General features: G+C 48.3%; 25 protein-coding genes. 4 read left to right on the forward strand and 21 right to left on the reverse strand.

The genetic code is table 11. The features are described from left to right. Positions 1–15: 15 nt before the first annotated feature. From celB to CP943_RS13335, 7 genes are all read right to left on the reverse strand, one after another. Positions 16–1,332, reverse strand: coding sequence for a PTS cellobiose transporter subunit IIC (gene celB / locus CP943_RS13305; RefSeq protein ID WP_035338357.1), 1,317 nt, complete (start codon positions 1,330–1,332; stop codon positions 16–18). Between the two features lie 39 nt (positions 1,333–1,371). After that, a complete protein-coding gene (locus tag CP943_RS13310) occupies positions 1,372–1,704 on the reverse strand; it encodes a PTS sugar transporter subunit IIA (protein ID WP_025811183.1) in 333 nt (110 codons plus the stop codon). A gap of 5 nt (positions 1,705–1,709) precedes the next feature. Then, positions 1,710–2,018 carry a PTS sugar transporter subunit IIB gene (locus CP943_RS13315; RefSeq protein ID WP_020452099.1) on the reverse strand — a complete coding sequence of 103 codons (309 nt, stop codon included), beginning with the start codon at positions 2,016–2,018 and terminating at the stop codon, positions 1,710–1,712. Positions 2,019–2,165: 147 nt separating this feature from the next. Continuing rightward, positions 2,166–3,827, reverse strand: a complete 1,662-nt coding sequence (locus CP943_RS13320) for an alkaline phosphatase (protein ID WP_020452100.1) — start codon at positions 3,825–3,827, stop codon at positions 2,166–2,168. 139 nt (positions 3,828–3,966) lie between these two features. Further along, the gene (locus CP943_RS13325) at positions 3,967–4,752 is read right to left on the reverse strand and encodes a glucose 1-dehydrogenase (protein ID WP_020452101.1); all 786 of its coding nucleotides are present in this window, start codon (positions 4,750–4,752) and stop codon (positions 3,967–3,969) included. Positions 4,753–4,867: 115 nt separating this feature from the next. Then, a complete protein-coding gene (gene gndA / locus CP943_RS13330; RefSeq protein ID WP_020452102.1) occupies positions 4,868–6,277 on the reverse strand; it encodes an NADP-dependent phosphogluconate dehydrogenase in 1,410 nt (469 codons plus the stop codon). Between the two features lie 86 nt (positions 6,278–6,363). Then, positions 6,364–7,575, reverse strand: coding sequence for a DNA polymerase IV (locus CP943_RS13335; RefSeq protein ID WP_229029996.1), 1,212 nt, complete (start codon positions 7,573–7,575; stop codon positions 6,364–6,366). Between the two features lie 125 nt (positions 7,576–7,700). On the opposite strand from CP943_RS13335, the gene CP943_RS13340 reads away from it, so the two are divergent. Then, positions 7,701–7,988 carry a hypothetical protein gene (locus CP943_RS13340; protein WP_020452104.1) on the forward strand — a complete coding sequence of 96 codons (288 nt, stop codon included), beginning with the start codon at positions 7,701–7,703 and terminating at the stop codon, positions 7,986–7,988. Between the two features lie 90 nt (positions 7,989–8,078). Beyond that, a complete protein-coding gene (locus tag CP943_RS13345; protein WP_229078641.1) occupies positions 8,079–8,864 on the forward strand; it encodes a membrane protein insertase YidC in 786 nt (261 codons plus the stop codon). A gap of 134 nt (positions 8,865–8,998) precedes the next feature. On the opposite strand, the gene CP943_RS13350 is transcribed toward CP943_RS13345, so the two are convergent. Both CP943_RS13350 and CP943_RS13355 read right to left on the reverse strand, forming a co-directional pair. After that, positions 8,999–10,117: a tripeptidase T gene (locus CP943_RS13350; protein WP_023855148.1), complete on the reverse strand. Its 1,119-nt coding sequence runs from the start codon at positions 10,115–10,117 to the stop codon at positions 8,999–9,001. A 19-nt stretch (positions 10,118–10,136) separates the two neighbouring features. Next, entirely contained in the window at positions 10,137–11,666 is a 1,530-nt protein-coding gene (locus tag CP943_RS13355) for an acyl-CoA carboxylase subunit beta (protein ID WP_103749516.1), read from the reverse strand. Between the two features lie 90 nt (positions 11,667–11,756). Here CP943_RS13355 and prli42 point away from each other — a divergent pair, with 90 nt between their 5' ends. Next, a complete protein-coding gene (prli42, locus tag CP943_RS22305; protein WP_230368212.1) occupies positions 11,757–11,858 on the forward strand; it encodes a stressosome-associated protein Prli42 in 102 nt (33 codons plus the stop codon). A gap of 141 nt (positions 11,859–11,999) precedes the next feature. Here prli42 and CP943_RS13360 read toward each other — a convergent pair whose 3' ends face one another. The 5 genes from CP943_RS13360 to CP943_RS13380 all read right to left on the reverse strand — a co-directional run bounded on the left by CP943_RS13360 (position 12,000) and on the right by CP943_RS13380 (position 15,928). Continuing rightward, the gene (locus CP943_RS13360) at positions 12,000–12,959 is read right to left on the reverse strand and encodes an aromatic acid exporter family protein (protein ID WP_020452108.1); all 960 of its coding nucleotides are present in this window, start codon (positions 12,957–12,959) and stop codon (positions 12,000–12,002) included. Positions 12,960–13,030: 71 nt separating this feature from the next. Next, positions 13,031–13,753 carry an arginine ABC transporter ATP-binding protein ArtM gene (locus CP943_RS13365; protein ID WP_041817247.1) on the reverse strand — a complete coding sequence of 241 codons (723 nt, stop codon included), beginning with the start codon at positions 13,751–13,753 and terminating at the stop codon, positions 13,031–13,033. Continuing rightward, a complete protein-coding gene (locus CP943_RS13370) occupies positions 13,746–14,408 on the reverse strand; it encodes an arginine ABC transporter permease ArtQ (RefSeq protein ID WP_020452110.1) in 663 nt (220 codons plus the stop codon). The genes CP943_RS13365 and CP943_RS13370 overlap by 8 nt, the downstream gene beginning before the upstream one ends. A gap of 86 nt (positions 14,409–14,494) precedes the next feature. Further along, positions 14,495–15,262 (reverse strand): arginine ABC transporter substrate-binding protein ArtP, encoded by a 768-nt coding sequence (locus tag CP943_RS13375; RefSeq protein ID WP_023855152.1) that lies wholly within the window; start codon positions 15,260–15,262, stop codon positions 14,495–14,497. 228 nt (positions 15,263–15,490) lie between these two features. Further along, complete coding sequence (locus CP943_RS13380) at positions 15,491–15,928, reverse strand: BrxA/BrxB family bacilliredoxin (protein ID WP_025811179.1); 438 nt, start codon at positions 15,926–15,928, stop codon at positions 15,491–15,493. Between the two features lie 184 nt (positions 15,929–16,112). On the opposite strand from CP943_RS13380, the gene CP943_RS13385 reads away from it, so the two are divergent. Next, positions 16,113–17,015 carry a YegS/Rv2252/BmrU family lipid kinase gene (locus tag CP943_RS13385; RefSeq protein ID WP_020452112.1) on the forward strand — a complete coding sequence of 301 codons (903 nt, stop codon included), beginning with the start codon at positions 16,113–16,115 and terminating at the stop codon, positions 17,013–17,015. Between the two features lie 25 nt (positions 17,016–17,040). On the opposite strand, the gene CP943_RS13390 is transcribed toward CP943_RS13385, so the two are convergent. Genes CP943_RS13390 through yqiS form a run of 7 tightly spaced genes read right to left on the reverse strand, consistent with a single transcriptional unit; the run spans position 17,041 to position 24,921 of the window. Further along, positions 17,041–18,321 carry a dihydrolipoamide acetyltransferase family protein gene (locus tag CP943_RS13390; protein WP_025811177.1) on the reverse strand — a complete coding sequence of 427 codons (1,281 nt, stop codon included), beginning with the start codon at positions 18,319–18,321 and terminating at the stop codon, positions 17,041–17,043. Between the two features lie 23 nt (positions 18,322–18,344). Next, the gene (locus tag CP943_RS13395) at positions 18,345–19,328 is read right to left on the reverse strand and encodes an alpha-ketoacid dehydrogenase subunit beta (protein WP_026579328.1); all 984 of its coding nucleotides are present in this window, start codon (positions 19,326–19,328) and stop codon (positions 18,345–18,347) included. A gap of 12 nt (positions 19,329–19,340) precedes the next feature. Further along, positions 19,341–20,333, reverse strand: coding sequence for a thiamine pyrophosphate-dependent dehydrogenase E1 component subunit alpha (locus tag CP943_RS13400; protein WP_020452115.1), 993 nt, complete (start codon positions 20,331–20,333; stop codon positions 19,341–19,343). A gap of 22 nt (positions 20,334–20,355) precedes the next feature. Next, on the reverse strand, positions 20,356–21,777 hold the full coding sequence (gene lpdA / locus CP943_RS13405) for a dihydrolipoyl dehydrogenase (protein WP_105981071.1): 1,422 nt from the start codon (positions 21,775–21,777) through the stop codon (positions 20,356–20,358). Then, a complete protein-coding gene (gene buk / locus CP943_RS13410; RefSeq protein WP_023855156.1) occupies positions 21,767–22,873 on the reverse strand; it encodes a butyrate kinase in 1,107 nt (368 codons plus the stop codon). The genes lpdA and buk overlap by 11 nt, the downstream gene beginning before the upstream one ends. A 38-nt stretch (positions 22,874–22,911) precedes the next feature. Beyond that, entirely contained in the window at positions 22,912–24,006 is a 1,095-nt protein-coding gene (gene bcd, locus CP943_RS13415; RefSeq protein ID WP_020452118.1) for a branched-chain amino acid dehydrogenase, read from the reverse strand. Between the two features lie 3 nt (positions 24,007–24,009). Further along, entirely contained in the window at positions 24,010–24,921 is a 912-nt protein-coding gene (yqiS, locus tag CP943_RS13420) for a phosphate butyryltransferase (RefSeq protein ID WP_023855157.1), read from the reverse strand. Positions 24,922–24,934 lie beyond the last annotated feature (13 nt).

Below are 24,934 nucleotides of genomic sequence, written 5' to 3' on the forward strand. Positions count from 1 at the left end.
GTCATCAATCTCCTTTTAAAGTCCTAGCGTTGTCTGATCTTGTTCCGCTGCATTGATTTCCTGCTCTTTTTTCATATTCATCCGGTCGATGAATTTCAAAAACGGGAACCAGATCATAAAGACAACGGCTAAATTCACAATCTGTAGAATGCCACCGGCAAGCGAATTGGTCGCCATCATTCCGCTGATAAAAATCGGCACAGTCCAAGGAATCGTGACCCCGGTCGGCGGCGGCACAAGCCCGGACGCCATTGCGAAATACGTAATTAAAGTGACGATCATCGGCGAGATCACCCACGGAATAAAAATGAGCGGGTTCATGACGATCGGCAGGCCGAAAATGATCGGTTCATTTACGTTGAAAATCCCCGGCGCTGCTCCGAGTTTTGCGACCTGCTTCATTTGCTTGCTCTTCATAAACAGCAGGATGGCAATAATCACGGCCAGTGTCATCCCGGTTCCGCCCATTCCGACGGTGTACACTTCCATAAACTGCTTATTGATAATATGCGGAACTTCCCCTGTTGCGGTATAGCTATTCAAATTTTCGATCGAAAGCGTATTCCAGATCGGATCCATAACAGAGTTGATGATAATTTGCCCGTGGAGTCCGAAAAACCAGAGAAGCTGAGTAAAAAATATAGCAATCAAGGTCGGAATGATACCGCTTCCAAGACCGACAAGCGGAGCCTGTACCAGATTGTAAATTAAATCGTGCATATTCGTATTAAACGCTTGGGTCACAAGGATATTGATGACCAAGTAGACGGACAAGGTCATCACCGCCGGAATCAGCGCGGCAAAAGATTTAGCTACAGCAGGCGGAACGCCGGCGGGCATTTTGATCGTATAGTTTTTCTGGACAAAAAATCTGAAAATCTCCGCGGATGTAAAGGCGGTAATCATTCCGAGGAACATCCCTTTCGCACCGAGCCTGTCAATCGGGATGACGTTCGGAATCACTTCCCCTCCTTCGCCGTTTAATACAAACGGAGTCAGCAGAAGGAACGATGCCAAAGCGACGACTCCTCCAAAAACCGCTTCGACTTCATAAGTTTTGGATAAATAATACCCGATCCCGAACACGACGAAAACGGACATAATGCTGATCGTTGCGCTCGGCGCTATGCTTAAAGCCGACTGGAACGTTTCAAGCGCCGATTTGCTCATCATTTTATTGAGAAACGGCAAATTGGTTAAAACGACAATGATCGATCCGAAAATGGTGAGCGGAAAAGCCAGCATAAACGCATCCCTCAGCACGCCTAAATACCGGTTGTTATTCAGCTTCCCGGCAATCGGCACCAAGAGGTTGCTCAATTTTTCAAACATGGTCTCTTATCCCCCTTCGATTTTGCCATACAGTGCGAATCATAGATTTTTCTCTTTGAATAATTCCAATAATTCGGACACAAGTTCCTTCATCGTGAGCGTCGACATCAAATGGTCCTCCGCGTGCAAGAGCAGCAAAGAGAACTCACTTTTTTCCCCGCCCGCTTCTTTTTGAATCATTTGAAAGTGAATATCATGGGCCTGCTGCAAATCGGCTTCAGCCTGGTGCAGCAGCTCCTCTGCTTTCTGAACGCTGCCGGCGCGGTATGCCCTGATGGACTGAATGACTTTGCTGCGGGCGTTTCCGCTATGAAGAATGAGCTGAAAGCAAATTTGTTCGCCTGTTAATTCATCGAGTTTTAATTTTCCCATCATCATCAATCTCCGATCAAGCTGAGCGCCTGTTCATAAGCTTTCTTTCCGTCTGCCATTCCGTAAGCCATCATATCAATCACATCAACCTTAGTACCGTACTGTTCTGCTTCTTTCTGCAGCTCGCCTTTTAAAAAGCTCATTTGCGGGCCGATGAGAACGACGTTTGCCTCTGCCATCTCTTTTTTTGCCTGGTCCTGTCCGACCGCCCAAATTTTTGCCTCGTCACCGATTGAATGCGCGTATTCCTCCATCTTGGTGACAAGGAGACTTGTCGACATACCCGAACTGCATGCAAGTAAAATCTTTTTCATCGTCATATCCTCCTTTATTAAAAGCGCTTTCACACAACTATTATTATATCTTTTTATTTTTATATGTCTAGACATTTAAAAATAAATGTATGTATTTATTTTGAATAATAAAAACCCCCTCTTCTTTCAAGAGGGGGGCCAAACAAATTATCGGGCGTATTTTTTGAACAGCTGAACTGCTTCCTTCGGCACGTAGAAGGATCCATTGCTTTCAACAATCACGCTGTCTAATTCATATTCCTTTCCGTTGATTCTGATGAGGTTTTTGTTCACCGGCATTTCGGCTTTCCCTTTTTTGCGCGATGCGACAAGAACTGGATTAGCCGGATCTTTCTGATCGATCGTTACGCTGGCTCCGGCTTTTTTAAATGCCTGTTTTGCTTCGATAAATAATTCGTTTGTTAATTTGTCTAAGTTGAAGCCCATTGCTTTTGCCATCGTTTTAGCGATGCCGGTGTTATCGACGAGCCCCTGCGGCTTTTCGGGACCGTACGAATACAGGAAGACATCTTCACCTGTATGACCGCCTGTTGTGAATCCGATGTTGGCTCGGTTGCTGAGCAGCTTGGTGAATAATGAAGCCGCTTCTTTTTTGTTTTTCACGCTTTTCAGCTGTTCCTTCTCTGCCGGCGTTAAATCATCAAGTCCGTAAAGCTTTGCCGCTTCTTCGATATTCGATAAATCGTCTTTTAATTTGCCGGTTGCGCCTTCCACCGTCATTTTAGCCTTTTTCAGCGGATCGATATATGCTGATACCGGCGTTGTGTCATAGCCTTTCGTCGTGTTGCTGTTGCCGATGGAGATGCCGCTGTTGCCGTGGTCTGAGACGGCAATAACCATTGTATGTTTGTCTTTTTTAGCGAATTCAAGCGCTTCTTTCACCGCGTTATCAAATGCCAATACATCGCTGATCATGCCGATCGGATCGTTTTGATGCGCTGCCCAGTCAGGCTTGCTTCCTTCCACGAATAAAAAGAAACCGTCCTTGTCTTTAGAAAGCGTCTGAATCGATTTTTTCGTCATCTCCGCAATCGTCGGCTGCTCTGGATGCGTTGCACGGCGGTCCATGTCATACGCGAGATCGCGCTGTGAGAATGCGCCCCAAATTTTTTTCGATTTTGACTTGAGGAGCTGATCTTTCGTTTCAACAAAATCGTACTTTTTATCTTTGAGCACTTTGACAAGGTCTTCACCGTCTTTGCGGCTTTTATCCTTTGTCCCCGGCTGAAGCGATTCTTTTCCTCCGCCAAGGACAACGTCCATGTTTTGATAAACCTGCTGTTCACCGAGCACTTCAAAGTTATTGCGGTCCTTATGATGGCCGGAATAGCCGGCAGGCGTGGCATGCTGAATTTCAGAGGTTGCAATAATGCCAGTTGCTTTTCCCTTCTGTTTGGCGCCTTCCAGCACGTTTGCCACAGGCCGGTATTGATCTTTTTTACCGACCTTCTCGACACCTGGTGTATTCACCTTTGAAGGCAGCACTCCAATATAGGAAGAGTTTGATTTTCGTCCCGTTGCCATCGCAGTTGCTGCAGGTGCAGAATCAGTGATCGCCGATTCTGCCGAATGCGTCCGGACACCGCCGCTGACAATCTGGTCCATCGCGAGCGGTTCGCCTTTATACCAGCGTGCCAATGTTGTTGCAGAAGAGCTTGTTCCATCCATGACCATCATGATCACGTTTTTGACCTTTGGTTGTTCCTTCTTTTTCGCTGTTTCCATTGCTGCACTGCCTGTTCCCGCTGATCCTAAAGCGACTGCGCCTGCCAGTGTAATGCCGACGATTCTGTTGCGTAAGAAACCCATTCTTATGTACTCCCTCCATAACCGCTTTTTGTTGACAAACCTACACTATCATTGCTATGTAAACAGCACTTTTGCTTTCTATTAATCTTATGTAAATTTTTTTGGGCTTATGATGAAAAGAAGGCACCCCGCCTTCTTTTCATCCTTTTCCAGCTTGGAATCCCGGGTATTTCGTCATTCCGCCGTCCACATACAGCGTCAGGCCCGTCACATAGCTCGCTTCTTCGGATGCAAGCCAGGCCGCGCAAGCCGCGACTTCCTCCGGCTTTCCGATATACCCGATCGGAATCAATTCAACAACGCCTTTTTTCAATTCGGGATCAGCGAATTTTTCGGCGTTAATCGGCGTATCGATCGCACCCGGTCCGATCGCGTTTACCCGAATTCCTTTCGGGGCATATTCAAGGGCAAGGGTTTCCGTCAGCAGTTTTGCCCCGCCCTTGCTTGCCGCATAATGGACAAAATGCGGCCACGGGATTTGCTGATGGACGCTCGACATATTAATGACCGAGCCTTTAATATTATGATCGAGCATATAGCCGATCGCTTCCCGGCATCCTAAGAACATCCCTGTCAAATTAGTTGATATGACGCGGTTCCAGTCTTCCAGAGACAAATCCTCAGAAGGTACTTCATTTTCCACCCCGGCGTTGTTCACCATCACATCTACGGAACCGAATGAATCAACAGCCTGTCTGATCAGCGCTTTTACATTGTCTTCTTTTGAGACATCTCCTTGAACGGCAATCGCGCGCGCTCCGCTGTTTTCTATTTTCTTCACCGTCTCTTCAGGATTTTCTTCTTCCTTGAAGTAATTGATCACTACATTGGCTTTTTCAGAACCGAAGCGAAGTGCCATCGCTTTTCCAAGACCTGTACCCGCCCCTGTAATAACCACCGTTTTTCCCTCTAAACTAGGATACATGGGTTGATTCCTCCTTATTGAAACTCTCTTTTGAGTAGGTTTCCACAGAAGCGCTTAAACATGCATCCTTCCGAAATCAAAAAACCGCAAGCTTTTCAGCTTGCGGTTTTACATCTTATTTCATCCACTCAGTGTGGAAAATGCCTTCTTTATCTGTACGCTCATACGTATGTGCGCCAAAGTAGTCGCGCTGCGCCTGAATCAGGTTGGCCGGCAATGTCGCAGTGCGATAGCTGTCAAAATAAGCGAGAGCGCTTGAGAAGCAAGGTACAGGAATTCCTTGTTCAACCGCAAGAGAAATCGTTTTGCGGAGAGCGCCCTGATAGCCTTCAACGATATTTTTGAAGTAAGGATCAAGAAGCAGGTTGTCAAGCCCCGGATCGCGGTCATACGCTTCTTTGATTTTTTGCAGGAACGCCGCGCGGATGATGCATCCTCCGCGGAAGATCATCGCGATATCGCCGTATTTCAAATCCCAGCCGTATTCTTCTGATGCGGCTTTCATTTGAGCGAAGCCCTGTGCGTAAGAACAGATTTTGCTCATGAAGAGTGCTTTTCTGACCGCTTCGATCAGCTCTTCTTTGTTCTCGGCGGCTGGTTTCGCTTCAGGACCTGTCAGAAGCTTGCTTGCTTTGACGCGCTCTTCTTTCATGGAAGAAATGAAGCGGGCGAAAACGGATTCCGTAATGATCGGAAGCGGCACGCCCAGGTCAAGAGCGCTTTGGCTCGTCCATTTTCCTGTGCCTTTTTGACCTGCTTTATCGAGGATGACGTCAACGAGCGGCTTGCCAGTTTCCTCGTCTTTTTTCGTGAAAATATCAGCCGTGATTTCAATCAGATAGCTGTCAAGCTCTCCTTTATTCCACTCGGAGAAGACTTCGTGAAGCTCATCTGAAGACAGACCGACAATGTGTTTCAAAATAAAGTATGATTCTGAGATCAGCTGCATGTCTCCGTATTCGATGCCGTTATGAACCATTTTTACATAATGGCCGGCGCCGTCTGGACCGATGTATGTCGTACACGGTTCACCGTCTACTTTTGCAGAAATGGCTTCAAGAATCGGCTTGACAAGCTCATGGGCTTCTTTTTGTCCGCCTGGCATGATAGAAGGACCTTTCAGAGCGCCTTCCTCACCGCCGGAAACACCGGTGCCGATGAAGTGAATGCCGCTTTCGGCCAGCTCTCTGTTTCTTCTCTGCGTATCTTTATAATATGTATTTCCGCCGTCAATCAAAATGTCGCCTTTTTCAAGATGAGGCAGGAGCGATTGAATCGTTGCGTCTGTCGGTGTTCCAGCTTTGACCATCAACAGAATTTTGCGCGGTTTTTCAAGAGATTGAACGAACTCTTCAATGCTGTATGTACCGACAACGTTTTTGCCTTCGGCTTCTTTCAGAAACTCTTCCGTTTTCTCGCTTGATCTGTTGTAAACAGAAACCGTAAACCCGCGGCTTTCAATGTTTAGAGCCAAGTTTTTTCCCATTACTGCTAAACCAACTACACCTATTTGTTGTTTTGCCATGTCTAACGTCCCTTCTAAAGCGTTTAGCATTTTAGTTTAATTTTTATTTAAATTGAAATTACCACACTTTGACCTACATTTTCAAGCTATTGATCTTGTCTCTCGTCCTGGAAAAAATCTTTGTTAAAGCTTGTTCCGCTCGTCTTGCTTTCTTTTTTCACGATCCTGATCCCTTTTTTGATGAGGTCTGTTCCATATTTTTCATTCAATTCGGCCATCACTTTTTGGATCGGCTCATCTTTGGCATCCTCATGAAACGAAAATAAATCAAGCTGTTTGACGGCTTCCTTCCGATTGACGAGGTCTGTTCCCGTCACGCCTAAAAGTCTGACAGGGCTTCCGTGCCAATGCTGCCTGAAAAGGGCTTTCGCTTCCTTCGCAATATCTTCTCTTGAATCGGTCGGATTCAGAAGGGTCTTGCTTCTGGTTATGTTTGTCCAATCCGCAAAGCGGATCATGATGAAAACTTTTGCTGCCATGACCTCTTTTCGCTTCAGCCTGTCGCTTACTGAGACGGAAAGCTTGTCAATCAGGCCGCACAATTCCTTCTCATCTGTGCTGTCATACGGGAGAGTCGAGGAATTGCCGACGCTTTTGAATTCGTATATCCTGTCGGGATTCACCTCTCCGGTGTCGATGCCGTTTGCCCTCCTTTTTAAACGGGGGCCGTTGATACCTAGGAGGCGCTTTAAAGCATACTCATCTGCGGCAGCCAAATCGCCGATCTTGCCGATATCAAGCGTCTTGAGCTTTTCAGCGGTTTTCCGGCCGACTCCGTACATCTCGCTGATGTCCATGGGCCAAAGAATCCGGGGCACTTCGCGCTTTCTCAATATCGTAATGCCGAGCGGTTTTTTCATATCCGAAGCCATTTTGGCCAGGAATTTATTCGGAGCGATCCCGATGCTTGACGGAAGAAGCAGTTCTTCTTGAAGGCGCTCTTGAATTTCCTTCGCCGTTTCATATGCCCGATTTCTGTATGGCGTGTCCGTTAAATCCATGTACCCTTCATCAATGGAAACAGGCTCGACAAGGTCCGTATACTCCCTGAGCACTTGAAACATTTCTCTTGAAGAGCTTCTGTAGCGGTCGAAATTCGGCGGCTTGACGATCAGCTCGGGGCAGAGCCGCTTCGCTTCCCAAAGCGGCATAGGCGGTTTTACGCCGCGTGCTCTCGCCTCGTAGCTGCACGTGACGACGATGCCTTTCCGCTCCTTTGCATTTCCCGCGATGGCGAGCGGCCTGCCTTTCAGCGAAGGGTCATACGCCATTTCAACAGACGCGTAAAAGCTGTTCATATCGATATGAAAGATGACTCTTCCCTTTTGTTTATCAGCAGACAAAACGGCTCCCTCCTGGTACTCAGATTAGACATCCCGGCATTCATATAGTAAGATGTTAAATGAAACGGAAGTGATAATAGATGATTCTTGAATCTTTCAACGATGCTTTTTTACTGTTTGAGTTTTTCACAATCGTCCTTCCCGCACTGACGGCGATCGGTATCGCCCTCATCCTAAAGGACTGCAGTACGGGCGACAGCTGGAAAACGAAACGGTTTGAAGAATATCATGCAATACAGTTTGTTTCTGCAATCGATTTTCTTATCATCCTATATCATCGCATTACGGTATGGATAAGTAAAGTCATTCGCATGAAAGCTTCATCGAACGACGATGAAGACCACCGTTCCCTTCTTCTTTCAATTTAAACGGGAAAAGGTGTCCGGCAGACGGGCCCTTTTATTCAGAAGGAGGAGAACGTGTTGAACACGAAATTAAAACAATTGTTTGCGACTGCAATGTTTTTGATCATGACCATGTTTATAGGTGAACAAGCTTCGGCAGCCACCGGCAGTACCGGAGGAAGCGACAACTTCTTCCAACACTATGTCGTGGGGCCTTTTTCAGAGCTGATTAAAGGAATCGCCGGATTTTTCCACGGAAACTACGGACTGTCGATTATTTTTGTGACCATCATCGTCCGGGTTCTCGTCTTTCCGCTGTTTGCCAACCAGTATAAAAAACAGCGGGCCATGCAGGAAAAAATGGCGCTTGTCAAACCTGAGCTGGATGCGATTCAAAGCAAGCTAAAAAAGACGAAAGATCCTGTGAAGCAGAGGGAAATTCAGCAGGAGATGATGCAGCTTTACCAAAAGCATAACATCAATCCGCTGGCGATGGGCTGCCTGCCGATGCTGATTCAGTTTCCGATCCTGATCGGTTTTTATTATGCGATCCGCTCGACGCCCGAAATTGCTTCACACTCTTTTCTCTGGTTTAACCTTGGGCATTCGGATATTATCGTATCTTTATGCGCCGGGTTCATGTATTTTATCCAGTTCTATGTGTCTCAAAAGCTGAACGCACAGAACGCCCAAACAAATCCGGCGGCTCAGCAGTCCGCCAAAATCATGGGCTTCTTTTTCCCTGTGATGATGACGATCTTTTCGATCAACGTCCCTGCAGCCCTGCCGCTGTACTGGCTGACAAGCGGACTGCTTCTGACGATTCAATCCGTCGTTCTTCATCAAGTTTACCAAAAAAACAAAAAAGCCATTCAGCCTGCTGAATCGGCTACAAAATAAAAAAGCTTGCGCCTTTAAAGGCGCAAGCTTTTTTGCGTTTCCCTTCCATCTTCTCGATCGCGACTTCAGGTAGTGTGACCGTTTCCGCTGAAACCATCGGCTCGAGCTGAAACGGTCCCTGTAAAAACCCGCCTTTATGACGGGTTTGCTACTTCCTCAATAATGGCAACAACCATTTCTGCAGTTTTGACAAGTTCCTCAATCGGCATTTTTTCGTTTTTCGTATGGATTTGTTCATATCCGACTGCAAGGTTGACAGTCGGAATGCCGTGTCCTGCGATGACGTTCGCATCGCTTCCTCCGCCGCTCGTCAATAGCTCGTACGGACGGCCGATTTTCCCGGCGGCTTTTTTGGCGATTTCAACGACGAGATCCCCGTCTTTGTATTTAAAGCCCGGGTACATGACTTCGATTTCCACCTCGGCTCTGCCACCCATTTCAGCGGCGGCTGCTTCAAACGCCTGCTTCATTTTTTCGGTCTGCTTTTCCATTTTTTCCGGAACAAGCGAACGGGCTTCAGCGAGAATGTCGACCTGATCGCAGACGATATTGGTTTGCGTTCCGCCCTCAAAGCGGCCGATATTAGCCGTCGTCTCCTCGTCGATGCGGCCAAGCGGCATTTTGGCAATCGCTTTTGAAGCGATCGTGATGGCGGAGACTCCTTTTTCCGGCTCTACTCCGGCATGAGCCGTTTTTCCGTAGACAGTTGCTCTAATTTTCGCCTGTGTCGGCGCTGCTACGATAATATTGCCGACCTTCCCGTCGGAATCAAGCGCATATCCGTAATCGGCTTTGATCAGCGATCGGTCTAAAGCTTTCGCTCCGACAAGCCCCGATTCTTCGCCGACCGTAATGATAAACTGGATCGTTCCGTGCGGAATGTTTTTTTCTTTCAGCACTTTTACGGCTTCGAGCATCGCTGCAAGGCCTGTTTTGTCGTCAGCTCCCAAAATCGTTGTGCCGTCTGTTTTGACATATCCGTCTTCAATGACCGGCTTCACACCTTTTCCGGGCACGACGGTATCCATGTGGGATGTAAAGTAAATCGTGTCCGCCTCTTTCGTTCCAGGAAGCGTGCACACGAGGTTTCCCGCTCCGTGCCCCGTTTTTGGCGCGGTGTCATCCTCCACGACATCCATTCCAAGAGCAGCAAATTTTTCTTTCAGCACCTTGCAAATATCAGCTTCGTGTTTTGTCTCGGAATCAATTTGCACAAGTTCTAAAAACTCTTCTAACAGGCGTTTTTCATTCATGCTAGTTTCCCCTCCATTTTTAAAGCGGTATATTTCCATGCTTTTTGTCCGGCCTGATTTCTCTTTTGCTCTTCAGCATGTCAAACGTTTGGATCAGCTTCTTCCGCGTCTCTTTCGGATCGATGATATCGTCTACCATGCCGTATCTTGCAGCGGCAAAAGGGCTTGAAGCGTGCATGCATTTCCGGATTTTTTCCTCGCGGGCGGCCCGCGGGTCTTCCGACCGTTCGATTTCCTTCGCGAACAGCACATCTGCAGCTTCCGAGGCGCCCATCACTGCAATTTCTGCATTCGGCCAAGCAAATACGGCATCCGCTCCAAGCGCCTTGCTGTTTAAAGCGACATATGCTCCGCCGTATGCTTTTCTTAAAATGACCGTCACCTTGCAGACGGCGGCTTCCGCATACGCGTAAAGGATTTTAGCGCCGTGTCTGATCACCCCGCCGTGCTCTTCGCGTATTCCCGGAAGAAAGCCGGGGCAATCCACCAAAGTCAAAATCGGGATCTGAAAGGAATCGCAAAAACGGATAAACCGGGCGATTTTGTCAGCCGCATCCATGCTGAGGCTTCCAGCTAAATACTTCGGCTGGTTGGCCACGATCGCCGCCGTTTCCCCCGCTATCCTTGCAAAACCGATCACCGCGTTTTTGGCAAAGTGGCGCTGCACTTCAAAAAATGTTCCGCTGTCTGCGATTTCCGCGATGATCTGTTTGATGTCATACGGCCGCTGACCGTCTTCAGGCAGAATCGTCATTAAATCAGGCCTTACCTCATCGTCTTTCGCCTTTCTCGCCTTAGCCGGGGGCTTTTCTTCGTGATTCTGGGGGATGTAGGACAAGAGCTTGCGCACCTCACTGAGGACGGCCTCATCGGAATCCCCGGAAAAATGGGCATTCCCGCTGATTGAATTATGTATATAGGCGCCCCCCAATTCTCCGGAGCTGACAGCTTCGCCTGTCGCCGTTTTGATGACTTTCGGACCGGTAATGAACATCTGTCCGGTTTTTTCGTTCATGAAAACGAAGTCGGTCAAAGCTGGAGAATAAACCGCGCCGCCCGCACAAGGGCCGAGAATGACAGAGATTTGCGGAATGATGCCTGAGCAAAGGACATTTCGGTAAAAAATATGACCGTATCCATCTAATGATAGCACACCCTCTTGAATTCTCGCACCACCTGAGTCGTTCAGACCGATGAAAGGGGCCTTATTTTTGAGGGCAAGATCCATGACGGCCGCTATTTTTTTGGCGTGCATTTCTCCGAGCGCTCCGCCGGTGACGGTAAAATCCTGGGAAAACAGATAAACGGGCCGCCCATCGATTTTTCCGAATCCCGTGACAACCCCGTCGCCTAACGGGCCGCCGGACTGCCGGCTTCTGGCAAAAGCATTCAGCTCAGTGAACGTTCCCTCATCAAGCAGAAGATCGATTCTCTCTCTGGCGGTGAGCTTGCCTTTTTGCTTCTGCCTGTCGATCCGTTCCTGCCCGCCCCCTAGCAAAGCTTGTTGACGGCTGTTGTTTAAATCGTCGACTCTTTCAAACATATTCATCGTGTTCTGCCCCTTCTCTATTTGATTCTTACACGAAACTTGTCCGATGAAAAAAAGCAGTATAAAATAATGGGAGATTAAAAAACAGAGGTGAAAAGCTTGTCTCGAAAATTCATCAAATTCATGGTTATTTTAATGATCGGCGTCATGGTGCTGACGACTCTGCTTACCGGACTCAGCATGATTTTTTAATACAAATCATGAAAGCAGGCGGCTCTTTTTGCGGAGAAACGCCTGCTTTTTTTCAAGCCCGGACTTCCGCAAGAATAGAAAAAACCGCACGGGTTTCCCCCTGTTTCATTAGATTGACCAATGAAGGAGAAACTCATGCGGTTATGCAGGAGATTTAATTCCTTTAAAGTAGCTCTTAATCACAAGATACTGTTCCATTTCGCCGAGAAAATTGAAAAGAGCAGCGCGCGCTTCAAATTCTTCGCGTGTCGTCGGCAGCTCCATCTCATCAATTTCCTCTCTCATTTTCACGAGCCGCTTCAAAAACTTATGAGCCGTATTGCCGGGATGGATGGCTCCTCTTAAATCATGAAGAAACGCTGCGATCATATGCCCCTGTTCAACCGTCATCGAAATCGACGTGATTTTCGGCAGGACCCTTTCGATAATTTCAAACTGCTTTTCTCTCATTTTAAAGTAGTGATAATAGAGATTTTCGTGCCTGAGAAAGTGATTTTCCACATCACGGTATGCCAGGGTCTTCGCTTCATTGATCAAACGGTGCGTCTCAGGAATCTCTTTTCCCGTCCAGTCCTGTTCCCCGGTCAGCAAATACCGTTCGATTTCTTCAAAAATCTTGGCAAAGTTATCTTCGATTTTCTGCTGATACTGTTTGAGCTCTTTATCGAGGCTCGGCATGTACAAATTCATCAGCAGGGCAACGCCGATTCCCGTAATGATGATGAGGCATTCATTCCAAATGAGAGAAAGGGTGATCCCTTCTGACATATAAAGATGAAGAATGATGACCGAACTTGTGACGATTCCTTCTTTTATTTTCAGAAGAACGGTTGTCGGAATAAAGAACAGCAGCATCAGACCGATGACAGCCGGATGATAGCCGATCAGTTCAAAAAACGCGTATGAAAAAACGATCGCAAGAATGCATGCCGCAAACCGGGCCCATGATGCCTGAAGGGACCGCTTTTTCGTCACTTGAATACAGAGGATCGTGATGATCCCTGTCGACACAAAATTATGAAGGCCGAGCAGCTGTGCGATATAGATGGCCAATGCTGTGCCAAGCGCTGTTTTCAATGTGCGATAACCTATTTTAAACATCGTTAACCCCAATCTTTTCTGCTAGTCTTAGTGAATAAAAAGAAGAAGATCAGCATCTTCTTCAGCTTATTTTATAGTATTTTCTCTAAAAAGTCTTGAGCTCTTTTCGATTTTGGAGAAGAAAAAAACGCTTTAGGATCATCGTCTTCGACAATGGTTCCTTCATCCATGAAAAGCACCCTGTCGGCGACTTCTTTGGCAAAGCCCATTTCGTGCGTCACGATCACCATCGTCATCCCGGTTTTCGCCAAATCCTGCATCACCTGAAGCACTTCTTTGACCATCTCAGGATCAAGGGCCGATGTCGGCTCGTCAAACAGCATGATGTCCGGATTCATCGCCAGCGCCCTCGCAATCGCAACGCGCTGCTTTTGCCCCCCTGATAAACGGTTCGGATAATCATCTTTTTTATCGATAAGCCCCACTTTCTCAAGCAGTTCTTCCGCTTTTTTCGCTGCTGCCTGTTTGCTTTCTTTTTTGACATGGACAGGTGCATACGTAATATTTTCAAGAACCGTTTTATGCGGAAACAAATGAAAATGCTGAAAGACCATGCCGATGTTCTCTCTGATTTTCAGCACATTTGTTTTCGGTCTTGTAATCTCTTGATCCTGAATGAAAATGCTGCCCTCCGTCGGCTTTTCGAGCATGTTTAAGCAACGCAGAAACGTGGACTTGCCTGAGCCTGACGGACCGATGACAGCGGCTACTTCGCCTTTTTCAAAGGAAACGGAAATATGTTTAAGCACCTCGTGCTTTCCGAAAGATTTTGAGAGATTGCGAACATTAATCATTGACATTCAGCTTCCTTTCAATCGCTTTGCCGACAAACGTCAGGATCAAAACGAGCACATAGTAGATGAGACCCGCAAACAGCATCGGCTCAAGCGGGCTGTAGATCGCCGCTCCCGCCTGATAGCTTCGTCTCATAATATCGCCGAGTCCGATGACGGTGACAACAGCCGATTCCTTTGTCAGTGTAATCGATTCGTTGATCAGCGCTGGCATGATATTTTTAAAGGCCTGCGGCAGCAAGAGATCCTTCATCATCTTTGCATACGGGACGCCCAGCGCCATCGCCGCTTCTTTTTGCCCTTTGTCGATCGCATTGATTCCGGCTCTGATGATTTCTGACACATAAGCGGCGGAATTTAAGCCGAATGCGATGACGGCCGCCCAGTAAGCATCAATATCGAAGCCCAGCACCTGAGGCAGCCCGTAATAGACGATCATCAGCTGCAGAACAAGCGGTGTCCCCCGGAATATGGAAGTGTAAAAATCGGCAATCCATGCGAGGGGCTTGATCGAACTGATTTTTAAAAGCGTAATCAAAACCCCCAGCAAAAATCCAAGCACGGCCGCAGCCGCGACCACTTTTAAGGTGACGCCCAAGCCTTCCAAAATGAAAGGCATCTCGGGTATTGTACTAGAAAAATCAAGAAAATTCATGTGACTCTCCCTCTCCCGCCTCATCATCAAAGAGGCGCACATCGCTTTAGAAAAAAAAGTTCAACAAAAAGTTGAACTTTTCACGCTTACTTTTTCGTTTCTCCGCCGAACCATTTTTCTTTCAGCTTTTCAAGTTCTCCGCTTTTCTCCATTTCTTCAAGCGCTTTGTTGAACTTCTCGGTCAAATCGCTTCCCTTTTTGAAGGCGATCGCGGAGCCGGCTTTTTCATCCGGTTCTTTCGGCAGATTGTAGCCAACCAGTTCTTCATTTTTATTAATATATTTTTCGGCAACGATATCCTCTATGATTGCTGCGTCAAAGCGGCCCGCTTTGATTTCTTCGGTTAAATCCGAAATGCGGTTGCGGTTTTCAACTTTTAAATTATAATCCGGCGTAAGCTCCTTCGCTTTTTCTTCCTGAATGGAGCCAAGCTGCACGCCGACCGTTTTTCCTTTCAAATCGTCAAGCGATTTGATGCCGCTTGATTTTTTTGTAACGATCATGTTGTGAGCCGTATAATAGACGTTTGAAAAATCGACCTGCTTTTTGCGTTTAGGCGTCGGCGTCATTCCTGAAAGCACGATGTCGACTTTGTTTGTTTTAAGAGCGGTCACCAGGCCGTTGAAGTCCATGTCTTTCACTTCGATTTCATGGCCCGTTTTTTTAGCCAGTGCATTGGCCAGATCAACATCAAAACCGACAATCTTATCTCCGTCTTTCGATTCAAAAGGCGGGTAATCGGCTGAAGTTCCCATCACCAATGTTTTTTTATCAGCAGAACTGCTGCTCGTCCCGCATGCAGTCAATGCAAATGTGACACATGCTGCCACTACCAGTAACATCCATTTTTTCATGTTGTGTATCCCCCTGAACCTTTTTTGAATATTTATTCGTTGATATGTATTTTAAACATTTTCTAGGCCAGATGCAATACCATTTTGAAAAATAACTGAAAAACCTTCAAACAAGCATTTAAATACCAATTGAAAGCCTGTGTTTTTATCTTTCTGATTGCATATAAAAAGAATTTTTATACACAAAAAAAGCCTGCCACTGTTTTGGCAGGCGGTATTTCCTTTACCTTATACTTCTTCACAGTATTCTTCAAACAATCCTTGTAGCTTAGTGATGACAGCCATCGGCTCATAGCCTTCAATTTCATGGCGTTCGACCATTTTTAAAATCTTGCCGTCTTTTAAAAGAGCGAATGACGGAGAAGAGGGCGGATATCCTTCAAAATATTCCCTTGCTCGAGCCGTCGCTTCTTTGTCTTGTCCGGCAAAAACGGTGACGAGATGATCCGGGCGCTTATCGTAATGAACCGCATGATGTGCGGCTGGCCTTGCAATTCCCCCTGCACAGCCGCAGACGGAGTTGACCATCACAAGCGTAGTCCCTTTTTTCGTGAGCGCTCCATCGACCTCTTCAGGCGTTTTCAATTCGGTGTAGCCGGCAGCCGTTATTTCCTGTCTGGCTTGGCGCACGACATCATTCATAAACAGATTAAAATCCATGTTCACTTTAAGATCTCTCCTTTTTAGCCGCCTTTAGCATGATGCTAAAGGCGCTGTTTGCTCATCTGTTCTAATGATACTTTGAAACCGTCCGAACCGCAAATCAGGCGATTCGTGTTCCTTCAGGTTTATGGCACGGGCAGCCCGGGGAAAAATAAGTAAAGACTCTATCAAATAAAGGAGCACCTTTATGAACCGAAAGAAAGCAATGCTGATTTACAACGGAAATGCAGGACAAAAAAATGTTGAAAAAACACTGGGTGCTGCCGTGCCTGTTCTTTCACAGGCTATAGACGAACTCATCGTAAAACCGACGAGAAAGAAACGTGATGCATTCGAATTTTGCCGAAAGATCGGGGAGGATATCGGGCAATTGTTTATATTAGGCGGTGACGGAACGGTGCACGAATGCATTAACGGCATCAGCCAGCTTCAAACGAAGCCAGATATCGGCATTCTCCCGGGCGGCACATGCAACGACTTTTCGAGGGCGCTCCGCATTCCCCAGAACATTGAAAAAGCGGCGGAAGCGCTCGTCAATGGAAAACCTGTCCCGGTCGATGTGTTAAAAGCAAATGATCATTATTGTCTCAACTTCTGGGGCATCGGATTGATTACGGAAGCTTCCACCCATATCAATCAAACGGAAAAAGCGCTGCTCGGGAGAATCAGTTATTTTACAAGCGCACTGCGGACCATCTCCAATCTTGAGCCTTTCTCTTTCCGCCTGTCGATCGACGGAGAAGAGTTTACTGACGAAGCGGTCATGGTGGTCGTGCTGAACGGACCATTTATCGGAACAAACAAGATCCCCCTTCCGCAGCTGAGCATTAACGACGGAAAAGCGGACATCCTCGTCTGCCGGAATACGAATCTGGCTGCATTGAAAGAACTTTTTGCAATGGATGATCCCGAATGGGATTCCTTTGCAGGCGAGCTCTCCTATTATCAGGGGCAAACCGTTGAAGTTGAAACCGCCCTCCCAATGGAAGCCGATACAGACGGCGAAATCTGCACAAAAACGCCGGCTTCAATCGAGGTGCTAAACGGACATCTCCGCATGCTCGCCCCCTTAGAAAAAGAAAAGAGCTGACCCTTAACGGGCCAGCTCTTCTTTTTTAATAAATGGAAGTATGATCATCGATTTGTTCCAAAATCTCTTTCACACGGGCAAGGAATCTGCCGCAAACGAGGCCGTCAAGCACTCTGTGGTCGAGGGATAAGCACAGGTTCACCATATCTCTGACCGCGATCATGCCATGCTCCATGACGACGGGACGCTTGACGATCGATTCAACCTGCAGGATGGCCGCCTGCGGATGGTTGATGATCCCCATTGACTGAACCGACCCGAACGAACCGGTATTGTTGACCGTGAACGTACCTCCGCTCATATCCCCGCTCGTCAGCTTGCCGCTTCTGACCTTATGAGCCAGTTCGGAGATTTCTCTCGCGATGCCTTTAATCGTTTTTTCATCGGCATGCTTGATGACAGGAACGTACAGCGCATCGTCAGTCGCTACTGCAATTGAGATGTTGATGTCTTTTTTCTGAATGATTTTATCTCCGGCCCACATGCTGTTCATTTGCGGGAATTCCTTCAGTGCCTGTGCGACCGCTTTGACAAAGAACGCGAAAAAGGTCAGGCTGAAGCCCTCTTTCTTCTTAAATTCGTCCTTTATTTTGTTGCGGTAGCTCACAAGACTTGTAACATCCACTTCCATCATCGTCCAGGCATGAGGGATTTCATGCTTGCTTCTGACCATATTGGTCGCAATCGCATGACGGATTCCGGTCACAGGAATCTCGACGTCTCCAGCCGCACTTTGAGGCGGTGCAGCTTGAGGGGCGGCTTGCGCCGGCTTTTGGACGGGCTCACTCGCTCCCGCGGCATTTGTATCCGGCTGTTTTTCCGGCGCCGCATCAGCTTGAGGAGCAGCTCCGGAAGCAATGATGCGCTGGATGTCTTTTCTGGTGATCCGTCCGCCGGCACCGGTACCTTCCACCTGCTCCAAATCAATGTTGTGCTCACCGGCAAGTCTCAGCACCGCCGGGGAATAACGTTTTTTCTGAGATGTATCTTTTTCCTCCGGTTTGGCCGGCTCCGCTTCCGCTTGATCCAGATTGGAAACAGCCTCAGCCTCCGGTTTCGCTTCTTCGTTTGTTTCGACTTTGCAGATGACGTCTCCGACTTGCAGAGTTTCGCCTTCTTTCCCGACAAGCTCGGTAATCGTTCCCGTGAACGATGAAGGGACTTCAGCATTGACCTTATCCGTCATCACTTCAGCAATCGGATCGTATTTGTTGACGTGATCTCCGACGCTGACAAGCCATTTGCTGATGGTTCCCTCCGTCACGCTCTCCCCGAGCTGCGGCATTGTCATTTGTTCCACTGCCATACGATATGTCCTCCTTCGCTATATTAAAACTCGGCCAATTCTCTCATTGCTGCTTCTGCTTTATCCGGATTGACCATAAAGAATTTTTCCATTGTAGGAGCATACGGCATTGCCGGGACGTCAGGGCCCGCCAACCGCTTAATCGGCGCATCCAAATCGAACAGGCAATGCTCTGAAATGATCGCGGCTACTTCACTCATAATGCTGCCTTCCTTCGTATCCTCGGTCATCAGAAGCACTTTGCCCGTTTTGGAAGCCGCTTCAATAATCGCTTCCTGATCGAGCGGATATACTGTTCTTAAATCAAGGATATGTGCGGAAATCCCGTCTTTGGCAAGCCGCTCGGCAGCCTGAAGGGCGAAATGGACGCACAATCCGTATGTGATGACGGTGATGTCTTCGCCTTCCCGCTTCACATCCGCCTTTCCGATCGGCAGCACATAGTCGTCACTCGGCACTTCGCCCTTGATCAGCCGGTACGCACGTTTATGCTCGAAGAACAGGACAGGGTCGTCATCGCGGATGGCCGCTTTCAAAAGCCCTTTGACATCATAAGGTGTCGAAGGCATGACGATTTTCAACCCGGGCTGGTTGGCAAATACGGCTTCAACTGACTGAGAATGGTACAGCGCGCCGTGCACGCCTCCGCCGTAAGGTGCGCGGATGACGATCGGACAATTCCAGTCATTGTTGGAGCGGTAGCGGATTTTTGCCGCTTCTGAAATAATCTGGTTGACAGCCGGCATGATAAAATCTGCAAACTGCATTTCGGCGACCGGTCTCATCCCGTACATGGCAGCCCCGATTCCGACGCCGGCAATTGCGGATTCCGCCAAAGGCGTATCCATCACCCGCTCTTCGCCGAACTGGTCGTAAAGACCGGCTGTTGCCTTGAACACACCGCCTTTTTTGCCGACATCCTCCCCTAAAACAAAGACGCGGGAATCCTTTTCCATTTCTTCTTTCAAAGCCAAAGTGACAGCATCTATATATGACATAACTGGCATTGTTCTTCCCCCTTACTCCGCATAAACATGCCGCAGCGCATCTTCCGGATCTGCATAAGGTGCATGTTCAGCATAATCTGTTGCTTCATTGACGATGGTTGTGATCTCATCCGACATTTGCTTCTCAGACTGGTCGTCCAGAAGCCCTGTTTCTTTTAAGTAATGCGCGAATTTGTTAAGCGGATCATTTTTCTTCGCCTCCGCCACCTCTTCGCGCTCTCTGTAGCTTCGATCATCATCATCGCTGGAGTGCGGGGTCAGCCGGTATGATATCGTTTCGATTAATGTCGGACCTTCGCCTCTTCCGGCACGTTCCCTTGCTTCTTTAACCGCTTTGTAGACTTCAAGCGGATCATTTCCGTCAACGGTCACGCCGGGCATGCCGTAACCGACGGCGCGGTCGGAAATGTTTTCACAAGCCACCTGCTTTTCGTAAGGAACCGAAATGGCGTATTTATTGTTTTCACACATGAAAATGACGGGAAGCTTATGAACGGCGGCAAAGTTCGCCCCTTCATGGAAGTCCCCCTGGTTTGAAGAGCCTTCGCCGAACGTCACAAAAGTCGCGATGTCTTTCTTTTCAAGCCTTCCGGCAAGCGCTACACCCACCGCGTGCGGAACTTGCGTTGTCACTGGCGAAGAGCCCGTGACGATCCGGTTTTTCTTTTGACCGAAGTGGCTCGGCATCTGCTTTCCTCCCGAATTCGGATCCTCGGCTTTTGCAAACGCCGACAGCATTAAATCTTTTGCCGTCATGCCAAAAGCAAGGACAACGCCCATATCTCTGTAATATGGAAGCACATAATCGTTCTCACGGTCTAATGCAAATGCCGCTCCGACCTGGGCGGCTTCCTGTCCTTGACAAGAGATGACAAAAGGAATTTTGCCTGAACGGTTTAAGAGCCACATCCGCTCATCAAGTTTTCTGGCTAAAAGCATGGTTTTGTACATGTCGATTGCTTGTTCATCTGTTAATCCAACTGCTTCATGACGGTTATTGCCCATTTTTTTCACTCCTTCATGCTTTCTAAAAATGAATCGCTTTTCCATCTACGGCAAGGGCGGCTTCTCCGATCGCCTCCGACAGCGTCGGATGCGGATGGATCGTTTGTCCGACTTCCCACGGGGTGGCGTCAAGCACCTTTGCCAGACCGGCTTCAGATATCATGTCTGTCACATGCGGGCCGATCATGTGAACGCCCAAAATATCATCTGATTCGCGATCGGCGACGATTTTGACAAAGCCGTCCGTCTCACCGTACACGAGCGCTTTGCCAATCGCCTGAAACGGAAATTTGCCTACTTTGACGCTTTTGCCCTGTGCCTTCGCCTCATCCTCTGTCAAGCCGACCGATGCGGCTTCAGGACTTGAATAGATGCATTTTGAGACAAGCGAATAGTCGATGTCGTGCGGATTCTCGCCAGCAATGTGCTCAACAGCCGTAATCCCTTCATGGGAAGCAGCATGTGCAAGCTGAAGGCCGCCGATCACATCTCCGATCGCATAGATGTGGGATTCTTTTGTCTGGTACATGCTGTTTGTCGCGATAAAGCCGTTTTCCACTTGGATATCTGTGTTTTCCAGACCGATCCCTTCAACATTTGCCTGCCTTCCGACAGATACGAGCATTTTCTCAGCGGAATAGGTCTGTTTTTCTCCGTCTTTTTCCGCTTGAATGCTGACCGTATCGCCTTTCGCCAATGTGTCGGGCAGCACTTTCGCTCCCGTGATGATGGTGATGCCTTTTTTCGCCAGCTGCGTCTGCATTTCTTTAGAAATATCGGCATCTTCAGTCGGCAAAATCCGGTCTGCATACTCAATGACGGTCACGTCAACACCGAAATCGCACAGCATGGAAGCCCACTCGATTCCGATGACACCTCCTCCGACAATCAGCATGGAAGCCGGAAGCTGCTCAAGTTCAAGCGCTTCGTCGGATGACAGCACGTTTTCCCCGTCAAGCTCAAGCCCCGGCAGCGACCTGGGCCTTGAGCCTGTGGCGATGATGACGTTTTTCGGTATGAGCATCTCATTCTCATCCCCGTTTGCCATCTCAACGGAAACCGTCCCCGGCATCGGGGAAAAAATCGACGGCCCGAGAATCCGTCCGATTCCTTCGTAAACATCAATCTTTCCTTTTTTCATCAAGTGTTTGACACCGTTGTGCAGCTGGTCAATTATTTTTTGTTTTCTGCTTTGAACTTGAGAAAACCGCAGGCCGACTTCAGAAATGACCACTCCGAATTCGTCCGCCTTTTTTGCTGTCCTGTAAACTTCCGCGCTTCTTAGGAGCGCTTTCGACGGGATGCAGCCTTTATGAAGGCACGTGCCGCCGAGTTTCCGCTTTTCAACGACGGCTGTTTTCAGCCCCAGCTGCGAAGCTCTGATGGCAGCCACATAGCCGCCTGTGCCCCCTCCAAGAATCACGATATCGTATTCAGTTGCCATGACTTTCCCTCCTCTGGTTCGGATACTGTTTCGCCTCTTCTTCGCCGTTTAATACGCGAAATGCACCTTCAGCCAATGCTTGAAGCTCATTTTCTCCCGGAAAGACGACGACATCCGAAATCCAGTCTATGTATTGTCTGATCGAGGTAACAAACGATTTTCCGTACGCCAGTCCGCCTGTCAAAATAATGACATCGACTTCGCCTTTTAAGACGGCGCTGGCCGCCCCGATTTCTTTGGCGATTTGATAAGCCATCGCTTCATAGATGAGCGCAGCCTTTTGATCGCCTTCCTTGATCATTTTCTCAACTTTAACCGCATCCGTCGTGCCGAGATAGCCGGCGAGGCCTCCGCCGCCGACTAGCATTTTCATCAGCTCGCCTTTCGTATACTTGCCGGAGAAGGCCATTTCGATCAGATCACCCGCAGGAATGGTTCCGGCCCGCTCCGGACTGAGCGGACCTTCTCCGTGGAGGCCGTTGTTGACATCGATCACCCGACCGTGGCAATGAACGCCGGTCGTAATGCCGCCTCCCATGTGGGTGATGATCATTTTCATATCTTCATACCGCTTTCCAAACTGCCAGGCCGCTTTCCTCGCGACAGCTTTTTGGTTGAGCGCGTGAAAAATACTGCGCCTTTCAATGGCCGGCGTGCCGGAAATTTTTGCGATAGGGGCCATTTCATCCACAACAACGGGGTCGACGATAAAAGCGGGAATATTTAATCCGTCGGCAATCTCCCTGGCGATGATACCCCCGAGATTTGATGCATGCTGCCCCGCATATCCGTTCTTCAAATCGGTGATCATCGCATCGTTGACTTCGTAAGTGCCGCCTTCAATCGGTCTGAGCAGCCCTCCCCGGGCGCAAACGGCATCCAATTTAGAAATATTGATTCCCTGTTCATGCAGGGTTTCGAGTATCGCCTGTTTTCTGAACGAATATTGATCAATAATGGTTTGGTATTGCTGTAACTCAGCCTCGTCATGACGGATTGATTTTTCGAAAATCGAACGGTCATCATGAAAAACGCCGATCTTTGTAGATGTTGATCCCGGATTGATGACGAGAATACGTTTTTCCTGTACCTGCATTGATATAAAACCTCCAATAGCGAATAGGGGTTATGATCTTAACGCCTGCTTAAAATGTGATGGCCGTTTTGCAAAAATTGACTTCTCGATTGGCGCATGCGCTCAATACGCTCTTCCGCCAGGCGGTCTGCGGCCAAGTATGTCGGAATGCGGTCGCGTTTTGAAATTTCAAGGACGCGTTCAATATTTCCGTAGATGCCTTCGACTTTTTTCAACGCGCGCTCTGAATTATAGCCGTAAAGCTCGTCAGCGACATTGATGACGCCGCCGGCATTGATGACATAATCAGGGGCATAAACGATACCCATGTCGTGGATTTGATCCCCGTGGCGCGTTTCTTTCAGCTGATTGTTGGCTGCCCCGGCAATCACTTTGGCTTTCAGCTGCGGAATCGTATCATCGTTGATTGTCGCTCCCAGAGCACACGGTGCATATATATCGCACTCCTGTGAATAAATATCATCCGGATCGACGGCACGGGCGCCGAATTCGGCGACTGCGCGTTCGACCGCTTCTTTATTGATGTCGGTCACGATCAGTTTCGCGCCTTCTTCGTGGAGATGACGGCACAGATTGTATGCCACGTTTCCGACCCCTTGGACAGCAACGGTTTTTCCTTCAAGCGAATCTGTCCCGAAGGCCTCTTTTGCCGCAGCCTTCATCCCTTTATATACCCCGTAAGCCGTTACCGGGGAAGGATTGCCAGATGAACCGAAAGCAGGCGAAATGCCTGTAACAAAATCAGTTTCGTCATGAATGATGTCCATATCTTCAACGGTTGTACCGACGTCTTCCGCGGTGATGTATCTGCCGTTCAGCCCTTGAATGTAACGGCCGAAAGCGCGGAACATTTCTTCGTTTTTATCTTTGCGCGGATCGCCGATAATAACGGTTTTGCCTCCTCCGAGGTTCAGTCCGGCCGCCGCGTTTTTATAGGTCATTCCCCGCGCAAGGCGCAGCGCATCTTCAATTGCGGCTTCTTCACTTTCATATGTCCACATTCTCGTGCCGCCGAGAGCCGGCCCGAGCGTCGTATCATGAATCGCGATGATCGCTTTTAATCCGGACTGTTTATCTTGGCAAAATACCAATTGCTCATAGTCATACTGTTCCATATATCGAAATAGTTCCATTTTTTATTCCTCCTCTTGTCGTGCTTCAGACGTACACAGCGCCAAAGCAATCGAATACAGCTTGTTTTCTGCGGAATCGGCCCTGCTTGTCAAGGCGATGGGCGCTTTTGCCCCTGCCAAAATGGCTCCCACTTTCGCACCCGCAAAATGAATCAATGATTTGTAAAGGACATTGCCTGTTTCAATTGAAGGAACAAGCAGGATGTCAGCCTCGCCCGCAACGATTCCAGAAATGTTTTTATGCCGGGCGGCAAGCGGTGAGATCGCGTTATCCAACGCAAGAGGCCCGTCAACGATGCAATTTTTGATTTGGCCCCGATGATTCATCTGCGTCAAGGCAGCTGCATTTAATGTCGCTTCCATTGCGGGATTCACCGTTTCCACCGCGGCGAGGCAAGCGGCTTTCGGCATTTGCACGCCGACCGCTCTCGCCACGCCGACTGCGTTTTCTAAAATTTGTTTCAGCTCATCAAGCTTGGGGCTGATATTCATTGCCGCATCTGTTACATAAATCAGCCTCTCAAACCCGCTGACTTCAAAAGCTGCTACATGTGACAGTACATGCGAGGAACGGAGCCCGTACTCTTTATTCAAAACGGCTTTTAATAGCACGGCTGTCGGGACATTCCCCTTCATGAGAACATCAGCATTTCCGCTTTTGACAGCTTGAACGGCAATTCTCGCCGAATCCGCCGGCGATTCCGAATGAATGATATCCACGTGCCGTTTTGAAATGTTCTGTTCTGTCATCATATGCCTGATCTTTTCTCTGTGCCCAATCAACAAGAACCGGGCAAATTGTTTGTCGACCGCAAGTTTGACTGCTTGCAGCACTTCGTCATCTTCTGCATGTGCGACGGCGACCGTTTTATTGTCTAGCTCCGCCGCTTTTTGCAATAATTGTTTCAGCTTCATAGTACCCACCTTT

The organism is Bacillus paralicheniformis, assembly GCF_002993925.1.
Lineage (GTDB): Bacteria > Bacillota > Bacilli > Bacillales > Bacillaceae > Bacillus > Bacillus paralicheniformis.

What these genes read in the sequence shown, in the direction of transcription:
- CP943_RS13315 (WP_020452099.1), bottom strand. Translation starts at nt 2,018, where the DNA reads ATGAAAAAGATTTTACTTGCATGCAGTTCGGGTATGTCGACAAGTCTC.
- CP943_RS13390 (WP_025811177.1), bottom strand. Translation starts at nt 18,321, where the DNA reads ATGGCAGTGGAACAAATGACAATGCCGCAGCTCGGGGAGAGCGTGACG.
- CP943_RS13345 (WP_229078641.1), top strand. Translation starts at nt 8,079, where the DNA reads ATGTTTTTGATCATGACCATGTTTATAGGTGAACAAGCTTCGGCAGCC.
- CP943_RS13395 (WP_026579328.1), bottom strand. Translation starts at nt 19,328, where the DNA reads ATGCCAGTTATGTCATATATAGATGCTGTCACTTTGGCTTTGAAAGAA.
- CP943_RS13385 (WP_020452112.1), top strand. Translation starts at nt 16,113, where the DNA reads ATGAACCGAAAGAAAGCAATGCTGATTTACAACGGAAATGCAGGACAA.
- CP943_RS13355 (WP_103749516.1), bottom strand. Translation starts at nt 11,666, where the DNA reads ATGAATATGTTTGAAAGAGTCGACGATTTAAACAACAGCCGTCAACAA.
- CP943_RS13310 (WP_025811183.1), bottom strand. Translation starts at nt 1,704, where the DNA reads ATGGGAAAATTAAAACTCGATGAATTAACAGGCGAACAAATTTGCTTT.
- CP943_RS13340 (WP_020452104.1), top strand. Translation starts at nt 7,701, where the DNA reads ATGATTCTTGAATCTTTCAACGATGCTTTTTTACTGTTTGAGTTTTTC.
- yqiS (WP_023855157.1), bottom strand. Translation starts at nt 24,921, where the DNA reads ATGAAGCTGAAACAATTATTGCAAAAAGCGGCGGAGCTAGACAATAAA.
- CP943_RS13335 (WP_229029996.1), bottom strand. Translation starts at nt 7,575, where the DNA reads ATGAACAGCTTTTACGCGTCTGTTGAAATGGCGTATGACCCTTCGCTG.
- CP943_RS13320 (WP_020452100.1), bottom strand. Translation starts at nt 3,827, where the DNA reads ATGGGTTTCTTACGCAACAGAATCGTCGGCATTACACTGGCAGGCGCA.
- celB (WP_035338357.1), bottom strand. Translation starts at nt 1,332, where the DNA reads ATGTTTGAAAAATTGAGCAACCTCTTGGTGCCGATTGCCGGGAAGCTG.
- buk (WP_023855156.1), bottom strand. Translation starts at nt 22,873, where the DNA reads ATGCAGGTACAGGAAAAACGTATTCTCGTCATCAATCCGGGATCAACA.
- CP943_RS13365 (WP_041817247.1), bottom strand. Translation starts at nt 13,753, where the DNA reads ATGATTAATGTTCGCAATCTCTCAAAATCTTTCGGAAAGCACGAGGTG.
- CP943_RS13325 (WP_020452101.1), bottom strand. Translation starts at nt 4,752, where the DNA reads ATGTATCCTAGTTTAGAGGGAAAAACGGTGGTTATTACAGGGGCGGGT.
- CP943_RS13370 (WP_020452110.1), bottom strand. Translation starts at nt 14,408, where the DNA reads ATGAATTTTCTTGATTTTTCTAGTACAATACCCGAGATGCCTTTCATT.
- CP943_RS13400 (WP_020452115.1), bottom strand. Translation starts at nt 20,333, where the DNA reads ATGGGCAATAACCGTCATGAAGCAGTTGGATTAACAGATGAACAAGCA.
- CP943_RS13375 (WP_023855152.1), bottom strand. Translation starts at nt 15,262, where the DNA reads ATGAAAAAATGGATGTTACTGGTAGTGGCAGCATGTGTCACATTTGCA.
- CP943_RS13350 (WP_023855148.1), bottom strand. Translation starts at nt 10,117, where the DNA reads ATGAATGAAAAACGCCTGTTAGAAGAGTTTTTAGAACTTGTGCAAATT.
- bcd (WP_020452118.1), bottom strand. Translation starts at nt 24,006, where the DNA reads ATGGAACTATTTCGATATATGGAACAGTATGACTATGAGCAATTGGTA.
- CP943_RS13360 (WP_020452108.1), bottom strand. Translation starts at nt 12,959, where the DNA reads ATGTTTAAAATAGGTTATCGCACATTGAAAACAGCGCTTGGCACAGCA.
- lpdA (WP_105981071.1), bottom strand. Translation starts at nt 21,777, where the DNA reads ATGGCAACTGAATACGATATCGTGATTCTTGGAGGGGGCACAGGCGGC.
- gndA (WP_020452102.1), bottom strand. Translation starts at nt 6,277, where the DNA reads ATGGCAAAACAACAAATAGGTGTAGTTGGTTTAGCAGTAATGGGAAAA.